Source organism: uncultured Pseudomonas sp. (genome assembly GCF_943846705.1).
Classification (GTDB): Bacteria; Pseudomonadota; Gammaproteobacteria; order Pseudomonadales; family Pseudomonadaceae; genus Aquipseudomonas.
Window position 1 is genome coordinate 1884823 of record NZ_OX044366.1, and the last position, 16321, is coordinate 1901143.

Genomic DNA, 16321 nt, shown 5'->3' on the forward strand with positions numbered 1-16321 from the left:
TTAGGGCGGCATTTGCCGGTAAATGATGGCTTATTGCTAGCAATGCTAACACCGTCATTGGTTTTTGCGAGCACCGACGATCTCCTGGCGTCGGCCTTCTGTCTATGGGTTCACAGATATGGCAGTGGGTAACTGGCGTTAAGATTGCCGTTCTTCGCTGCGCACTCGGCTGCGCTTCACTTATAGTGCTAGGCAGTCGCGCAACCCTGCGAGGGGATTGTGGTCGAACGAGCAGTCTGTGCACGGCCCTGCGGCAACGCCGGGTTAGCCCAGGCGGCTTCGCTACTTGAGTAAAAAAGGACAATGCCATGCTGGATTGGAAGAATCGAACTGCCGCTGCGCCTGCTGGTGCAAGCGGCTCAGCCAACAGTACCCCCGACAAATCCTCGAGCAACTGGGTAGTACGCGCCGTGGGTGGCTTGCTCGGACTGTTATTGCTGCTGGCGCTGGTCGTCGGTTGGTACTGGAGTCAGGAGCCTGCGCAGTTTTCCGTGCAGCAGCGCGCCGAAGCCGCCGCCCAGGCGCGCGGGCACAAGCTGGTGAATGGCTACACCACCGGCGAAACCCTCAGGCAAGTCGCCAGCACCCTGTTGAATAAGTCGGGTGGCTACCTGTCCAACGACCTCGCGCCGCCGGGCCTGTGGCTGGACAATATGCCGAGCTGGGAGTTTGGTGTGCTGGTGCAGGTGCGCGACATGTCGCGGGCGATGCGCAAGGACTTCACCCGTTCGCAGTCGCAATCCACTGAAGACCCGGACTTGGCCAAGGCCGAGCCACGCTTTCACTTCGACCACAAAAGCTGGGCGCTGCCCGCCTCGGAAGCCGAGTACGCTGAAGGCATCAAGTCGCTGGAGCGCTACCTGGCCCGTCTATCTGACCCGACCCGCTCGGGTTCGCAGTTCTACACCCGCGCGGACAACCTGAACAACTGGCTGGGTGATGCCGCGACACGTCTGGGTTCGCTGTCGCAGCGCCTCTCGGCCAGCGTTGGCCAGGTCCGACTGAATACCAATGAAGTCGATCCGACACTGGCCGGCAGTGTCTCGCAAGAGAACTTTGTCGAGGGCGTGAACTACGAAACGCCATGGCTGCAGATCGACAATGTGTTCTACGAGGCCCGTGGTCAGGCTTGGGCGCTGGCGCATTTGCTGCGCGCCATTGAGGTGGATTTCGCCGATGTACTGGCGAAGAAAAATGCCACCGTCAGCGTGCGTCAGATCATCCGTGAGCTAGAGGCCGCGCAGGAAACCCTGTGGAGCCCGATGATCCTCAACGGCAGCGGTTACGGCCTGCTGGCCAACCACTCGCTGGTGATGGCCAACTATATTTCGCGGGCCAATGCCGGCCTGATCGATCTGCGCCAACTGCTGTCGCAGGGCTGATCAGTGGCCTGGACCGAGGCCGAGGTGGCGCACCGCGCTGCCTCGGACAGCGAGCGCGTTGCCTGGGTTGACGAGGATGACCAACTGTTGGGCGGCGTGCTGCGCAGCGAACTGCGCCAGCGGCATTTACGCGGCCGGGGCACCTATATCTTGCTGTTCAACAGTGCCGGCCTGCTCTGCGTGCATCGGCGCACCCTGAGCAAGGCGCTGTACCCCGGTTACTGGGATGTGGCCGCTGGCGGCATGGTGCTGGAAGACGAAAGCTATGCCGAGTCCGCCGCGCGCGAGCTGGCGGAAGAGCTGGGCATCGGTGATGCAGCGTTGGTCGAACACGCCCACTTTCGCTACGACGCACCGGAAAGCCGTTTGTGGTGCATGGCTTACTCGGCGGTGTCCGATGCGCCGCTGGTGTTGCAGCCAGAGGAAGTGTTGGAAGCGCGCTTTATCTCCATCGAACAGGCGCTGGCGGAGACCCGGCACCTGCCGTATTGCCCGGACTCCCTGGCGGCCTTGCAGCGCTATCTGGCAGCTATTGCGTAGGATGGGTTAGCCGTAGGTGTAACCCATCATGTTGGCAGCATGGCTATCATGAAGGACATCCATGTCCCTCACCCTGCGGGCAGCTAAAGCTGTGCAATACGGCATCCTGCTGTATTGTCGCTCTGCTCAACCCATCCTACAGCCGCAGTCCGGCGAGCCCAACCCTCGCCTTTACTGGCTTTGTGCGGGTTTTTTTGGACGTTTCGTTCGGCATCCTGCACAGCGTCGCTAATCCACCAAGTAATGGCGCACTTTTACCCTTAGCAGCAGCGTTTTTTGCCGTTACACTGCGCCGCCTTCAAGCCTTGGTTTGTATAGCCAAGGCGCGCTGCCCCTGCCAGAGTGGGGCTTCGCGGTCGACGCCCTAACCGGTTTTCAGTCGGCCAGTCGCTATCCTGACCCCTTCGAGGACAAACCGGTGGTCAAGAAAGCTTCTCCATTTGCCGCCCTCAGCGGCCTGGTGTATTCCACCGACAGCGGCCGGCATTGCCCAGGCTGCAGTCAGCCTGTGGACGCCTGCACCTGCAAACAAACACAGATCCCCGACGGTGATGGCATCGCCCGCGTGCGCCGCGAAACCAAGGGGCGTGGCGGCAAGACGGTGACCAGCATCAGCGGCGTGCCGCTGGCCGAAGAGCCGCTGAAAGAGCTGGTTGCCGCGCTGAAGAAGCGTTGCGGTTGCGGTGGCTCGCTCAAGGACGGGGTGATCGAGATCCAGGGTGATCACGTCGAGTTGCTGATTGCCGAGCTGATCAAGCGTGGCTTCAAAGCCAAAAAGTCCGGCGGCTAATCCAGTCTTTTCTAAACTTGCTCGGCAGTTGCACTGTCAATTGCCGGGCTATGGTCATTTCCAGAGTTTAATTTGTACGCGCCTTGGCCATGCCAGGGCCACTATCGCCAGTAAGGGAGACTTCAATGTCTGCACGACGCACACGCAAAGATGACGGCAGCCAGTGGACCGTAGCGGACAGCCGCAGCGTTTATGGCATCCGCCATTGGGGCGCGGGTTACTTCGCGATCAATGACAAGGGCCGTGTCGAAGTTCGCCCGAATGGCCCGCAGAGCACGCCAATCGACCTCTACGAGCAGCTCGATGAACTGCGCTCCAGCGGTTTGTCGCTGCCATTGTTGGTGCGCTTCCCCGACATTCTGCAAGACCGCGTGCGCCAGCTGACCGGGGCGTTTGACGCCAATATCGCGCGCCTGGAATACCAGAGCCAGTACACCGCGTTGTACCCGATCAAGGTCAACCAGCAGGAAGCGGTGGTGGAGAACATCATCGCCACGCAGAACGTCTCCATTGGCCTGGAAGCCGGTTCAAAACCGGAGCTGATGGCCGTGCTGGCGCTGGCGCCGAAGGGCGGTACCATCGTCTGCAACGGTTACAAGGACCGTGAATTTATCAAGCTGGCGTTGATGGGGCAGAAGCTCGGTCACAACGTGTTTATCGTCATCGAGAAAGAATCCGAAGTGCAGCTGGTGATCGAGGAGGCGGCCGAACTCAAGGTCGCCCCGCAGATCGGCCTGCGCGTGCGCCTGTCCTCGCTGGCCTCAAGCAAGTGGGCCGATACCGGCGGCGAGAAGTCCAAGTTCGGCCTGTCGGCGGCGCAACTGCTGTCGGTGGTCGAGCGTTTCCGTGCGGCCAAGCTGGATCAGGGCATCCGCCTGCTGCACTTCCACATGGGTTCGCAGATCGCCAATCTGGCCGACTACCAGCACGGCTTCAAGGAAGCTATCCGCTATTACGGCGAGCTGCGCGGCCTCGGCTTGCCGGTTGACCATATCGACGTCGGCGGCGGCTTGGGCGTGGATTACGACGGCACCCACTCGCGCAATGCCAGCTCGATCAACTACGACATGGATGACTACGCCGGCGTGGTGGTCGGCATGTTGAAGGAGTTCTGCGATGCGCAGGAGCTGCCGCATCCGCATATCTTCTCGGAAAGCGGCCGCTCGCTGACCGCGCACCACGCTCTCCTGGTGGTGCAGGTCACTGACGTGGAAAAGCACAACGACGAGATCCCGAAAGTCGAGGACGTCACCAGCCTGCCGGAAACCGTGCGCTATCTGGTTGAACTGCTCGGCCCGACCGATATCGAGATGGTCACTGAAACCTACTGGCGCGCCACCCACTATATGAGCGACGTGGCCAGCCAGTATGCCGACGGCAAACTCAGCCTGACCGAGAAAGCCCTGGCCGAGCAGTGCTACTTTGCCGTGTGCCGCCGCCTGCACAACTCGTTGAAGGCGCGTCAGCGTTCGCACCGCCAGGTGCTGGATGAGCTGAATGACAAGCTGGCGGACAAGTACATCTGTAACTTCTCGGTGTTCCAGAGCCTGCCGGACACCTGGGCCATCGGCCAGGTACTGCCGATTCTGCCGCTCAACCGTCTCGACGAGGAGCCGCTGCGTCGCGCCGTGCTACAGGATCTGACCTGCGACTCCGACGGCAAGATCCGCCAGTACGTCGACGAGCAGAGCATCGAAACCAGTCTGCCGGTGCATGAAGTACGTGAAGGTGAGGACTACCTGCTGGGGATCTTCCTGGTCGGTGCCTATCAGGAAATTCTCGGTGACATGCACAACCTGTTCGGTGATACCGACTCGGTGAACATTTACCAGAACCAGGACGGCAGCGTGTATCACGCCGGTATCGAGACCCACGACACCATCGAGGACATGCTGCGCTACGTGCACCTGTCGCCGGAGGAGTTGATGACCCACTACCGCGACAAGGTCGCCAGCGCCAAGATCAGCCCGCGTGAGCGCACCCAGTTCCTCGACGCTTTGCGTCTTGGCCTGACCCGTTCGTCCTACCTGTCGTCTTAATCGGCTCCAACACGCGCTGATGTAACTGCAGCGGCCCCGCCTAGTGCGGGGCCGTTTGCGTTTAGGGCGTTAGGCGCTGCGAGTTTTCATGCCCTAGTGCGCTGCCGCAGATGGCGGGTGTGACTGCAACTCTGGAAAAGTAATCCAACATCACGTTGCTACCGATTTGCGTAGCAGCGTGATGTACGCAACTCCGTGATTTGGAGCGGCCCACCGAGGTGGTGCCGCTCTTTTTTTGCCTGAAAATCAGGGGCGCAGTAATCCCTAGCGCTACGAGCCAGCTTCACGCTTGAGCAGCGCGGCCTTGCGTTCGAGCCCCCAGCGGTAGCCGCTGAGGCTACCGTTGCTGGCGATTACGCGGTGGCAGGGTATGAGCAGGCCCAGTGGGTTACTGGCGCAGGCACGGGCTATGGCGCGCGGGTGGCTGTCGAGTTGCCTGGCCAGTTCGGCGTAGCTGCGCGTTTGCCCGGCAGGGATCTGCTGCAAGGCGCGCCATACCTGCTGCTGATAGGCCGTGCCGCGAATATCCAGCGGCAGCTGCGCCGCGCGCAGCGGTTCGCGGAGCTGCGCCAGCACCTGATTCAGGGCGTTAGCCAAAGCGAGCTCATCAGCCTCTAGCTCGGCGGCGGCAAAGCGTTGCTGCAGTTCGGTCAGCAGCGCCGCCGGATCGTCGCCCAACAGCAGCGCGCAAATACCCTTGCTGCTACTGGCCAGTAGCAGCTGACCGAGCGGGCAGGGCGCGATGCTGTAGCGCAGCCGTTCGCCCGCGCCGCGTTGGCGGCGTTGCGTCGGGCTCAAGGCTGTCGGTTGTTGATACAGCGCGCGGGTGCTCGGGTAGCCGGCATTCAGCGCGGCATCCAGCACGCTATCGGCGACGGGCAGCTGCTGTTCCAGGCGGGCGCGGCGTTGGGCGGCGCTCCAGGCTTTCGGCGTCAGCCCGGTACGCGCCTTGAACGCGCGCGCCAGGTGCGAGGCGGACAAGCCGATGCGTGCGGCCAACTGTGCGAGGGTGAGTGGCTGTTCACTGCTATCGAGGAGCCTGCAGGCGGCGATGACCAGCGCATCCAGCTGCTCGACCGGGCTCTGGCCGTGCGGTGAGCAGCGTTTGCAGGGGCGGAAGCCGGCGGCCTCTGCGGCATCGGCATCGACATGGAAACTGACGTTGTTACGCATGGGTCGCCGCGCTGGGCAACTGGGTCGGCAGTAAATACCGGTGCTGCGCACGGCAAACACAAAGCGCCCGTCCTGCGCGGCATCGCGTGCGCATACGGCTTGCCAGCAGAGAGCTGTGTCGAGCATGGGCGAGTCTCCTAGAACCTGAGCTGATTGTCGGCCGCGGCTGACGACCTGCCAATCCACTTCTGACTTTCAAAGCTGTGCGGCGGCCAATGGCTGTGGTCTTGGCGCGGCGGGCAGACCCTGGACGATCGGTTTGTTGGCCGTCTGCGCGCGATACGCGGGCTGCTAAAAGCATGCCGTTATCGAGGCTTTACGCCAGCATTTGCTGCTCCGCTGAGCGGCCCTGCGCTGATGAGGGTGGGCGCTTGGCACGGATTGACGTATAAGGGGCGGCAGAGCCGACTTGGGCAACACAGGACCCCTGATTAAAGCTGATGAAGACGCCAAAACGTATTGAGCCTCTGGTTGAGGCCGGGCTGGTCGATGAAGTGGTCCGCCCACTGATGAGCGGTAAAGAAGCCGCAGTGTATGTGGTGCGCTGTGGTGATGAGCTGCGCTGCGCCAAGGTCTACAAGGAAGCCAATAAACGCAGTTTCCGCCAGGCCGCCGAGTATCAGGAAGGCCGTAAGGTACGCAACAGCCGTGATGCGCGGGCCATGGCCAAGGGCTCGAAGTATGGCCGCAAGGGCCAGGAAGATGCCTGGCAGAACGCCGAGGTCGCGGCCTTGTTCCGCCTGGCTAACGCGGGTGTGCGGGTGCCGAAGCCGTATGACTTCCTCGAAGGCGTGCTGCTGATGGAGCTGGTCAATGATGGCGAGGGCGATGTCGCGCCGCGCCTCAATGATGTCGACCTGCACCCAGACGATGCCCGCGAGTTCCATGCTTTTATGATCGAGGAAGTGGTGAAGATGCTTTGCGCCGGCTTGGTGCATGGCGACCTTTCCGAGTTCAACGTGCTGCTCGGCCCCGAAGGCCCGGTGATTATCGACTTGCCGCAAGCCGTTGATGCTGCCGGTAATAACCATGCTTTCAAGATGCTTGAGCGTGATGTGCGCAACATGTCCGAGTACTTCGGCCAGTTCGCCCCGGAGCTGCGCTTTACCAAGTACGCCAAGGAAATGTGGGCGCTCTTCGAGGCCGGTGAGCTGACCCCGGAAAGCCCGCTGACTGGTGAGTTTGATGACCCGGAGGAAGACGCCGACATCGACGCGGTGATGCGCGAAATCAAGGCCGCATTGGCCGACGAAGAGCGCCGACAGGCATTGCTTAACGCCGAGGAAGCGCCCAAAGGCGAAGAGCCACCGCCACCCTGGGCGCAGTAAACACACGCGCGGCTCGCTATAAAAATGCCGTTCACTTCAGCAGTGAACGGCATTTTTTATGGTCGAGCTATTGTGGGAGTCGTGCCTAGAGGCGGGCAGCCTTGAAGGTGTCGCAACGGCCTACATTACCGCCGTCGAAGCCGGTCTTGAACCAGCGCACGCGTTGCTCGGACGTACCGTGGGTGAAAGAGTCCGGCACCACTTGGCCACGGGCCTGCTGCTGCAGGCGGTCATCACCAATGGCGTTGGCCGCGTTCAGCGCTTCCTCGATATCCCCGGGCTCCAGCCAGTCGTGTCGGCGTTGGCCGTGGTAGGCCCAGACGCCTGCCAGGCAGTCGGCCTGCAACTCCTGGCGCACCAATAAGCCGCTGGCACCTGCGACCCGTTCGCCACGCTGGCGGGCGGCGTTGACCTTGGCCGAGACGCCGAGCAGGGTTTGCACGTGATGCCCCACTTCATGGGCAATCACATAGGCTTGGGCAAAGTCGCCGGCGGCACCGAAACGCTGTTCCAGCTCGCGAAAGAACGCCAAGTCGATATACACCCGCTGATCACCTGGGCAATAAAACGGCCCGACCGCCGAATTGGCGAAGCCGCAGGCAGAGTTAACTCCGCCGCTAAACAGCACCAGCGTTGGGTCGCGGTACTGCTGATTGGCCCCCTGGAAGATTTCCCGCCAGGTGTCTTCGGTGTCGCCGAGCACCGCGCGCACAAACTCCGATTGCGGGTCATTGCTGGCCGGTGCTGAGCCCTGTGGTGTGCTGACTGAGCCGCTTTGCATGGCCTGACCGGCCAGCTGGCCGAGGATCTGCAGCGGGTCCTGGCCGCTGAGCAGGCCGATGACCACCACGATGGCTACGCCGCCGAGGGTCAGGCCCTTGCCGCCACCCATACGCCGTCCGCCGCTGCTGCGCGCGTCCACTACGTTGTCACTGCGTCTGCCGCGTTTCCAGCGCATGGTTGTCGTCCTGTGCTAATTGGCGAAGTGGCGTGATGGTCCGGTAAGCCGAGCCTCAGTTGGCTGGGTATTCGCTGATGACCTGCTCGGCGCCTTGTTTGTCCAGGCCGATGACCTGGTAAGCGTCGCGCACGTTGCCGTGTTCCATGCCGGGCGAGCCGGTGGGCATGCCCGGTACGGCCGCGCCGCGCAGGTTGGGCTGTTGGCGTAGTTTGAGGATGTCGGCAGCCGGTACATGGCCCTCAACAAACTGGCCATCGATCACCCCGGTATGGCAGGAGGCCAGGCGTGGCGGTACTCCCAGGCGCTGTTTGACCGCGCTCATGTCAGCTTCGACATGGTCGGTGACGCTAAAGCCGTTTTCCTGCAGGTGGCTGATCCAGGCCTTGCAGCAACCGCAATTGGGGTCGCGGTGCACGTCGATGTTGAGCGGTTCGGCGGCAACACTGAGGCTGCTGAACAGCGCGGCGAGAACAATCAGCTGACGCATGGCGGTGGCTCCTAGAGTAAGTGCCTGAAAGCATACCGGCCGATTTGCCGAGCAACCACAGCCGATTTCCGAAACGCTTGGGCGCGGCTTATGCTGCGTGCTCAATTACCGGCTAAGGATACGGTCCATGTTGCTTGCACGCGTTGTACTGGTTGTTCAGCTACTGGCATTGGGCGGGCTGGGCCTGGTTTATTTTATCCGCCCCCATGAAATGGCCAACCTCAGCGGCATGCTGTTGATGTCGCCGGCCGCGGCCACTGATATGCGCGCCTTCTACGGCGGTTTGCAGATCGGCCTGGCGGCATTTATCGGCTTGTCCCTCAGTCGCCTGGACCTGACCCGCGCGGCATTGACCCTGCTGGTGCTGCTGTACAGCTCGCTGGCGTTGGCGCGCATCGGCGGCCTGTGGCTGGATGGCGGCGCCCAGCAGACTTTCAACCTCTATGCGTTGCTGCTTGAGCTGGTGTCGGTGGGGCTGTGCTCCTGGGCGCTGCGCGGCTTGCCGCGCGGCTAAGGCTAGCGGCGCTCCAGCAACACGCCCGATTCCATATGGTGGGTATAGGGGAACTGGTCGAACAGCGCGCAGCGCGTGACTTTGTGCGTGTCGCTGAGCTGGGCGATGTTGGCGGCCAGGGTCTCCGGGTTGCAGGAGATATATAGGATGCGCTCGAAGCGCCGGGTCAGCTCGCAGGTGTCCGGGTCCATGCCAGCACGTGGCGGGTCGACGAACACGCAACCAAAGTCATAGCTTTTCAGGTCGATACCGGCCAGGCGGCGGAACGGCCGCACTTCATTCAGCGCTTCGGTCAGCTCTTCGGCGGACAGCCGCACCAGGGTGATGTTGTTCACGCCGTTATCATCCAGGTTTGCCAGTGCTGCATTCACCGATGACTTGCTGATCTCGGTGGCCAGCACCTTACGCACACGGGTGGCCAGCGGCAGGGTGAAGTTGCCGTTACCGCAATACAGCTCCAGCAGGTCGTCCTGGCGTTCGCCCAGTGCGTCAAAGGCCCAGTTCAGCATCTTCTGGTTCACTTCACCGTTGGGTTGGGTGAAGGCGCCTTCCGGCTGGCGGTAGCTGAAGGTGCGACCGGCGACGTTGAGCTGTTCCTCGACATAGTCCTTACCAATCACGATGCGCTTGCCTTTGGAGCGGCCGATGATGCTCACCTGCAGTTCGGCGGCGAGCTGCTCGGCGGCGGTCTGCCAGGCGTCATCCAGTGGGCGGTGATAGCACAGGGTAATCAGCCCGTCGCCGGCCAGGGTGGTGAGGAACTCGACCTGGAACAGTTTAAAACTCAGCGCGCTACTGGCTTGCCAGGCGGCTTTCAGGCGTGGCATCAGGGTGTTGATCTGCGCGCTGGCGATGGAGAAGTCTTCGAAGAAAATCGGCGTGTGTTTATCGCCGGCTTCGAACATGGCGTAGTGGCGGTTATCGCCCTCGCGCCACAGGCGGAACTCAGCACGCAGGCGATAGTGCTCGCGCGCTGACTCGAATACTTCGGGAGCGGGGGCAGCAAACGGCGCCAGCAGCTCGATCAGGCGCTGCTGCTTTTCAGCAAGCTGGGCGGCGTAGTTGGCGGGATCGAACTGGGAACGGCTCATGCGGGGCTCTTTTCAAAAAGGAGGCGGGTGGCGCTGGTGCCACCCGCGAGGTCATCAGGCGAAGTACGCCAGTTTGATCACGAATAATGCCGACAACACTACCAGTGCCGGGTTGAGGTCGCGCCAGCGGCCCGCCAGCAACTTGATCAGGGTCCAGGCGATAAAGCCGAAGGCAATGCCGTTGGCAATCGAGAAGGTCAGCGGCATGGCCAGGGCGGCGACTACCACAGGGGCGGCGACGGTCAGGTCATCCCAATCGATCTGCGCCAGGCTGCTCATCATCAGCACCGCGACAAACAGCAGGGCCGGGGCGGTGGCGAAGGCCGGTACGGCACCGGCCAGCGGGGCGAAGAACAGGCTCAGTAAAAACAGCGCGGCAACCACGCACGCGGTCAAGCCAGTGCGGCCGCCGGCGCTGATGCCCGCAGCCGATTCGATATAGCTGGTGGTGGTCGAGGTGCCCAGCGCGGCACCGGCCATGGTTGCGGTGCTGTCGGCCAGCAGGGCGCGGCCGAGTTTGGGCATTTTGCCGTCTTTGTCGAGCAGGTCGGCTTTCTGTGCGACGCCAACCAGGGTGCCGGAGGTGTCGAACAGGTCGACAAAGAGGAAGGCGAAGATCACGCTGAGCAGGCCGATATCCAGCGCGCCCATAATGTCCAATTGCAGCAACGTCGGCATCAGCGACGGCGGCATCGAGACCACGGCGTCGAGCTGCGACAAACCGAGTACGATCGACAGGCCAGTGACCAGCAAAATGCCGATCATCACCGCGCCGGTTACGCGGCGGTAGGCCAGCGCGGCAATCATGAAGAAACCCATGCAGGCCAGCAGCGGGGCGCCTTGGCTGAGGTCGCCGAGGCCGACCAGGGTGGCCGGGTTGTCCACCACGATGCCGGCGTTTTTCAGCGCGATGATCGCCAAAAACAGGCCAATGCCGGCGGCAATCCCGGCGCGCAGCGCCATGGGGATACTGTTGATGATCCACTCGCGAATCTTGAAAATCGACAGCAGGAAGAAGATCACCCCCGAGAGGAATACCGCGCCCAGTGCCACCTGCCAGGTGTGGCCCATGGTCAGCACCACGGTGTAGGTGAAGAAGGCGTTGAGGCCCATGCCCGGTGCCAGGGCGATCGGGTAGTTGGCGACCAGGCCCATGATGGCCGAGCCGATGGCGGCTGCCAGGCAGGTGGCAACGAATACTGCGCCTTTGTCCATGCCGGTTTCGGCGAGCATATTGGGGTTGACGAAGAGGATGTAGGCCATCGTCAGGAAGGTGGTCAGCCCTGCCAGCATCTCGGTGCGCACCGTGGTGTTGTGGGCCTTGAGTTGGAACAGTCTTTCCAGCATGTGGAGCTCCCCAATAACGGCTCTGTGCGCCGTATTTATGCAAACTGAAAGCAAAGCACATCCGCAGCAATGCGCATGTTTTTGCTGGTGATCTGGAAAAAGGCGCGCATCATATCAGCTCGTCTGGGTGTGGTGAATTTATGACCGATCAGGCAGTTTACGTACAGCCTCATTAAGGAGAGCGGAATGACTGCGCGAGCCCTGATTAGCGTTGCTGATGGTGTCGAAGACCTCGAATGCGTGACCCTGATCGATGTCTTACGGCGTGCCGAGATTGAGGTGGTTGTGGCCAGTGTCGAAAGCCGGCGGATGATCACCTGCGCCCGTGGCACGCGGCTGACCGCCGACGCTATGTTGGCGGATGTGCTGGCCCAACCCTTTGACCTGATCGTGCTGCCGGGGGGTATGCCGGGTGCCCAGCACTTGGCCGAGCATGAACCGTTGGCCGAACGGGTACGGGAGCAGGCCAAGGCCGGCAAGCTGTTTGCTGCCATTTGCGCCGCTCCGGCGCTGGCGCTGCAACAGTATGGAGTGCTCAAGCAGCGGCGCATGACCTGTTATCCAGCCTTCAGCGACCGTTTGAGCGGTTGTGTGTTTGTCGACCAGCCGGTGGTGGTCGATGGCAACTGCATCACCAGCCAAGGCCCTGGCACCGCGCTGGAATTCGCCCTGACGCTGGTCGAGCAGCTGTGCGGCAAGGCGCTGCGCAAGCAGGTGGCCGAGGCCATGCTGGTGCCCTGAGTGCGGCGAGTGATGGGCCGCAACGCACGTGGCAGGCTGTCACGCGACAATCAACCACAGCGGTACTTGCCCGCACGGGCGATATTCTTTGAGCATGCCTTGATCAGGATCAGGGCTGTCGGGGGCGACATGTGGCCGTGCTGTTATCGGCCAAGGGCGCGCTGTCCGATGACTGCCTGCGGCGTATGTGCTGGGCAGTAGGCTGTTTTACTTGACTGAGGACGCACCATGTTCGGATTGGAGGCGCTCGACCTCGCCCGTATCCAGTTTGCCTTTACCATCTCCTTCCACATCATCTTCCCGGCCATCACCATCGGCCTGGCCAGTTACCTGGCGGTGCTCGAAGGGTTGTGGCTGAAGACCAGGGAGGAGGTGTACCGCGACCTGTACCACTTCTGGGCGAAGATATTTGCGGTCAACTTCGGCATGGGCGTGGTCTCCGGCCTGGTCATGGCTTACCAGTTTGGCACTAATTGGAGCGCCTTTTCCGACTTTGCCGGGGCCGTCACCGGCCCGTTGCTGACCTATGAAGTGCTCACCGCATTCTTCCTGGAGGCGGGCTTCCTCGGCGTCATGCTGTTTGGCTGGAACCGTGTTGGGCCCGGCTTGCACTTCTTTTCCACGGTGATGGTGGCGGTCGGTACGCTGATCTCGACCTTCTGGATTCTCGCCTCCAACAGCTGGATGCACACCCCGCAGGGCTTCGAAATCATCGACGGTCGGGTGATTCCGGTGGACTGGTTCGCCGTGGTGTTCAACCCATCATTCCCCTACCGCCTGGCGCATATGGCCACCGCGGCGTTCCTCGCCACTGCGTTCTTCGTCGGCGCGTCGGCGGCCTGGCATTTGTTGCGCGGGCGCGACAACCCGGCGATCCGCAAGATGCTCTCGATGGCCATGTGGATGGCGCTGATCGTCGCGCCCATCCAGGCGATGATCGGCGACTTCCACGGCCTCAATACCCTCAAGTACCAGCCGGCGAAAATCGCCGCGATTGAAGGCCACTGGGAAAACCATGGCGACGAGCCGACCCCGTTGATCCTGTTCGGCTGGCCGGACATGCAGCGAGAAGAAACTCGTTTCAAGATCGAGATTCCCGCCCTTGGCAGCCTGATCCTGACCCACAGCCTGGATAAGCAAGTGCCGGCGCTGAAGGAGTTTGCCAAGGAAGACCGCCCCAATTCGACCGTGGTGTTCTGGACCTTCCGGGTGATGGTCGCTATCGGCATGCTGATGATCCTCACCGGTCTTTGGGGACTGTGGCTGCGTTCGCGCGGCAAACTGTTCCAGTCGCGGCCGTTTCTGCACCTGGCGGTGTGGATGGGGCCATCGGGGATCATCGCCATCCTCGCCGGCTGGTACACCACGGAAATTGGCCGCCAGCCCTGGGTGATTCAGGGGCTGATGCGTACCGCTGATGCTTCCTCGGGGCACAGCTTCGCGCAGATGAGCCTGACCCTGGTGCTGTTTGTGGTGGTGTACTTCGCCCTGTTTGGCGCGGGTATTGGCTACATGATGCGCCTGGTGCGCAAAGGTCCGATCATCGACGAAGGCAAGCAAACCGCCGAGGGCGGCCCGGGCCAGAAACGTACACCGGCGCGTCCGCTGTCCGCGGCTGAAGAAGGCCTGGAAGAAGGCGAAAGTGATTCACTGGCTGAGAGGACTTGAACATGGGCATTGATCTTTCGCTGATCTGGGCCGTGATCATCGCCTTCGGGGTGATGATGTATGTGGTCATGGACGGTTTCGATCTGGGCATCGGCATCCTCTTTCCCTTCGTCAAAAGCGCGGGCGAGCGCGATGTGATGATGAACACCGTGGCCCCCGTCTGGGACGGTAATGAAACCTGGCTGGTACTCGGCGGCGCGGCGCTGTTCGGCGCCTTCCCGCTGGCCTATGCGGTGGTGCTCAGCGCGCTCTATCTGCCACTGATCTTTATGCTGCTGGGGCTGATCTTTCGCGGTGTAGCCTTTGAATTTCGCTTCAAGGCCAAGACGGCCAAGCGCCATCTCTGGGACAAGGCGTTTATCGGCGGTTCGCTAACGGCGACCTTCTTTCAGGGGGTGGCGCTGGGGGCGTATATCGACGGCTTCGAGGTGGTTGATCGGGCCTATGCCGGCGGCGCGCTGGACTGGCTGACGCCGTTCTCACTGTTCTGCGGCTTGGCGCTGATCGCCGCTTACGCCTTGCTCGGCTGCACCTGGCTAATCATGAAAACCGAAGGTCGCCTGCAGCAGCAGATGCACGATATGGCGCGGCCGTTGGTGTTCGTGCTGCTCGGTGTCACCGGCATTGTCAGCCTGTGGACGCCCTTGGCGCATACTGAGATCGCCGAGCGCTGGTTCAGCCTGCCGAATATCTTCTGGTTTATGCCGGTGCCGTTGTTGGTGTTGCTGTGTACCTGGGCGCTGCTCAAGGCCGTGGCCAGAAATGCCAACTACGCACCGTTCCTGCTGACCCTGACGCTGATTTTTCTCGGCTACAGTGGGCTGGGGATTAGTTTGTGGCCGAACATCATTCCGCCGTCAGTGAGCATTTGGCAGGCCGCGGCACCGCCGCAGAGCCAGGGCTTTATCTTGGTCGGGGCGCTGTTCATCATCCCGTTTATCTTGATGTACACCGCGTGGAGCTATTACGTGTTCCGCGGCAAGGTCACAGAAGAAGATGGCTATCACTGAGGCCCTGTTTCCGGTCTGCTGTGCGCGTCGGCCCTGCGGTGTTAAAAACAGGCTCGAAAGCCGCTTGAGGCTAACGCGCTTTAGCGCGGCCCGAAGGGCGAGTGAAACGAGTAATGCTCATGTACAAAAGTACACTCCGCTTCCTCGCCTGTTTTTGTCTTGCAGGGCTCTAGCTCGCGAGACCTCGAGTAAGTTATGAGGCGGCGCAAGATGAACGATGTAGAAGAAAAAAAGCCGCTGTGGCAGCGCCTTGGCTGGCTAGTGGCGATCTGGGCCGGCAGCGTGCTGGCCTTGGGTGCGGTGTCCTACCTGCTGCGCCTGTTTATGCAGGCGGCTGGGATGGGCACGCCGTAGTGCGTTACGCCTGCTGATGGGCGTAGCGGGGTTAGCTGATCGCCTTGAGCAGCACAGATTTCAGTGTGACGGCCTCGCGGGTTCAGACCAAACACCCACCCAGTAAAAAGCCTGCAATATGCAGGCTTTTTACTGGGTGGGGTTGTTCTCGCTTAGAGCAGCTTCGACAAAAACTGTTGCAGGCGCGGGTGCTTGGAACTGTTGAAGATGTTGTCTGGCGTATCGCTGAGCAACAGCTCGCCGTCTTCCATAAACATCACCCGGTCAGCCACCTCGCGGGCAAAGCCCATTTCATGGGTGACCACCACCATGGTCATGCCTTCATGGGCCAGGCTCTTCATGACATCCAGCACCTCGCCGACCATTTCCGGGTCGAGCGCTGAGGTTGGCTCATCAAACAGCATGACATCGGGATTCATCGCCAGCGCGCGGGCAATGGCGACGCGTTGCTGTTGGCCGCCAGAGAGCTGCGCGGGATAGACATTGAGCTTGTCGCTTAAACCCACGCGTTTGAGCAGTTGCTCGGCATCGTGCTCGGCTTGTTTCGGCTCACGCTTGGCGACTTTGATCGGTGCCAGCATGACGTTGCCTTTCACCGTTTTGTGCGGGAACAGGTTGAACGACTGAAACACCATGCCAACGCGCTCGCGCAGTTTGTTGATGTTGGTGCCTGAGGCATACATGTTGATGCCGTCGATGACGATTTGCCCGTCGTTGATCTGCTCCAGCTGATTAAGGGCGCGCAGGAACGTCGATTTACCCGAGCCCGATGGACCAATGATCACCACCACTTCGCCGCGAGCAATGGTCGCGCTGACGTTCTTCAAGGCGTGGCAGCCGTTGGCGTAGATTTTGTTGACGTTGCTGGCAATGATCATGTCGTTGCCGGTATAGGC

The 16321-nt window shown here is 61.5% G+C and carries 16 protein-coding genes; 10 read left to right on the forward strand and 6 right to left on the reverse strand.

The window, feature by feature from the left end:
* Positions 1-308 precede the first annotated feature (308 nt).
* The 4 genes from Q0V31_RS08800 (at position 309) to speA (ending at position 4751) form a co-directional block, all read left to right on the forward strand.
* Positions 309-1382 carry a DUF2333 family protein gene (locus Q0V31_RS08800; RefSeq protein ID WP_298186971.1) on the forward strand — a complete coding sequence of 358 codons (1074 nt, stop codon included), beginning with the start codon at positions 309-311 and terminating at the stop codon, positions 1380-1382.
* A gap of 3 nt (positions 1383-1385) precedes the next feature.
* Positions 1386-1922 (forward strand): NUDIX hydrolase, encoded by a 537-nt coding sequence (locus Q0V31_RS08805; RefSeq protein WP_298186973.1) that lies wholly within the window; start codon positions 1386-1388, stop codon positions 1920-1922.
* A gap of 418 nt (positions 1923-2340) precedes the next feature.
* On the forward strand, positions 2341-2712 hold the full coding sequence (locus Q0V31_RS08810; protein WP_298190990.1) for a translation initiation factor Sui1: 372 nt from the start codon (positions 2341-2343) through the stop codon (positions 2710-2712).
* A 125-nt stretch (positions 2713-2837) separates the two neighbouring features.
* On the forward strand, positions 2838-4751 hold the full coding sequence (gene speA, locus Q0V31_RS08815; protein ID WP_298186976.1) for an arginine decarboxylase: 1914 nt from the start codon (positions 2838-2840) through the stop codon (positions 4749-4751).
* Between the two features lie 270 nt (positions 4752-5021).
* On the opposite strand, the gene ada is transcribed toward speA, so the two are convergent.
* Complete coding sequence (ada, locus tag Q0V31_RS08820; protein WP_298186978.1) at positions 5022-6050, reverse strand: bifunctional DNA-binding transcriptional regulator/O6-methylguanine-DNA methyltransferase Ada; 1029 nt, start codon at positions 6048-6050, stop codon at positions 5022-5024.
* A 314-nt stretch (positions 6051-6364) separates the two neighbouring features.
* Between ada and Q0V31_RS08825 the strand changes: the two genes are divergently transcribed.
* The gene (locus Q0V31_RS08825) at positions 6365-7252 is read left to right on the forward strand and encodes a PA4780 family RIO1-like protein kinase (RefSeq protein WP_298186981.1); all 888 of its coding nucleotides are present in this window, start codon (positions 6365-6367) and stop codon (positions 7250-7252) included.
* 85 nt (positions 7253-7337) lie between these two features.
* On the opposite strand, the gene Q0V31_RS08830 is transcribed toward Q0V31_RS08825, so the two are convergent.
* Positions 7338-8210, reverse strand: coding sequence for a neutral zinc metallopeptidase (locus Q0V31_RS08830; RefSeq protein ID WP_298186984.1), 873 nt, complete (start codon positions 8208-8210; stop codon positions 7338-7340).
* 55 nt (positions 8211-8265) lie between these two features.
* Entirely contained in the window at positions 8266-8700 is a 435-nt protein-coding gene (locus Q0V31_RS08835) for a DUF411 domain-containing protein (RefSeq protein ID WP_298186986.1), read from the reverse strand.
* A gap of 127 nt (positions 8701-8827) precedes the next feature.
* Between Q0V31_RS08835 and Q0V31_RS08840 the strand changes: the two genes are divergently transcribed.
* Positions 8828-9214 (forward strand): DUF4345 domain-containing protein, encoded by a 387-nt coding sequence (locus tag Q0V31_RS08840; RefSeq protein WP_298186988.1) that lies wholly within the window; start codon positions 8828-8830, stop codon positions 9212-9214.
* Positions 9215-9216: 2 nt separating this feature from the next.
* Here Q0V31_RS08840 and trmA read toward each other — a convergent pair whose 3' ends face one another.
* Positions 9217-10305, reverse strand: a complete 1089-nt coding sequence (trmA, locus tag Q0V31_RS08845) for a tRNA (uridine(54)-C5)-methyltransferase TrmA (protein WP_298186990.1) — start codon at positions 10303-10305, stop codon at positions 9217-9219.
* Between the two features lie 54 nt (positions 10306-10359).
* Positions 10360-11652, reverse strand: a complete 1293-nt coding sequence (locus Q0V31_RS08850; RefSeq protein ID WP_298186992.1) for an NCS2 family permease — start codon at positions 11650-11652, stop codon at positions 10360-10362.
* Positions 11653-11838: 186 nt separating this feature from the next.
* Here Q0V31_RS08850 and Q0V31_RS08855 point away from each other — a divergent pair, with 186 nt between their 5' ends.
* From Q0V31_RS08855 to Q0V31_RS08870, 4 genes are all read left to right on the forward strand, one after another.
* Positions 11839-12393, forward strand: coding sequence for a DJ-1 family glyoxalase III (locus tag Q0V31_RS08855; RefSeq protein ID WP_298186994.1), 555 nt, complete (start codon positions 11839-11841; stop codon positions 12391-12393).
* Between the two features lie 228 nt (positions 12394-12621).
* Positions 12622-14061 carry a cytochrome ubiquinol oxidase subunit I gene (locus Q0V31_RS08860; protein ID WP_298186998.1) on the forward strand — a complete coding sequence of 480 codons (1440 nt, stop codon included), beginning with the start codon at positions 12622-12624 and terminating at the stop codon, positions 14059-14061.
* Between the two features lie 2 nt (positions 14062-14063).
* Entirely contained in the window at positions 14064-15071 is a 1008-nt protein-coding gene (gene cydB, locus Q0V31_RS08865) for a cytochrome d ubiquinol oxidase subunit II (RefSeq protein WP_298187001.1), read from the forward strand.
* Positions 15072-15281: 210 nt separating this feature from the next.
* Entirely contained in the window at positions 15282-15425 is a 144-nt protein-coding gene (locus Q0V31_RS08870; RefSeq protein WP_090249480.1) for a DUF2474 domain-containing protein, read from the forward strand.
* Positions 15426-15577: 152 nt separating this feature from the next.
* On the opposite strand, the gene Q0V31_RS08875 is transcribed toward Q0V31_RS08870, so the two are convergent.
* Positions 15578-16303: an amino acid ABC transporter ATP-binding protein gene (locus Q0V31_RS08875; RefSeq protein ID WP_298190992.1), complete on the reverse strand. Its 726-nt coding sequence runs from the start codon at positions 16301-16303 to the stop codon at positions 15578-15580.
* Positions 16304-16321: the final 18 nt, after the last annotated feature.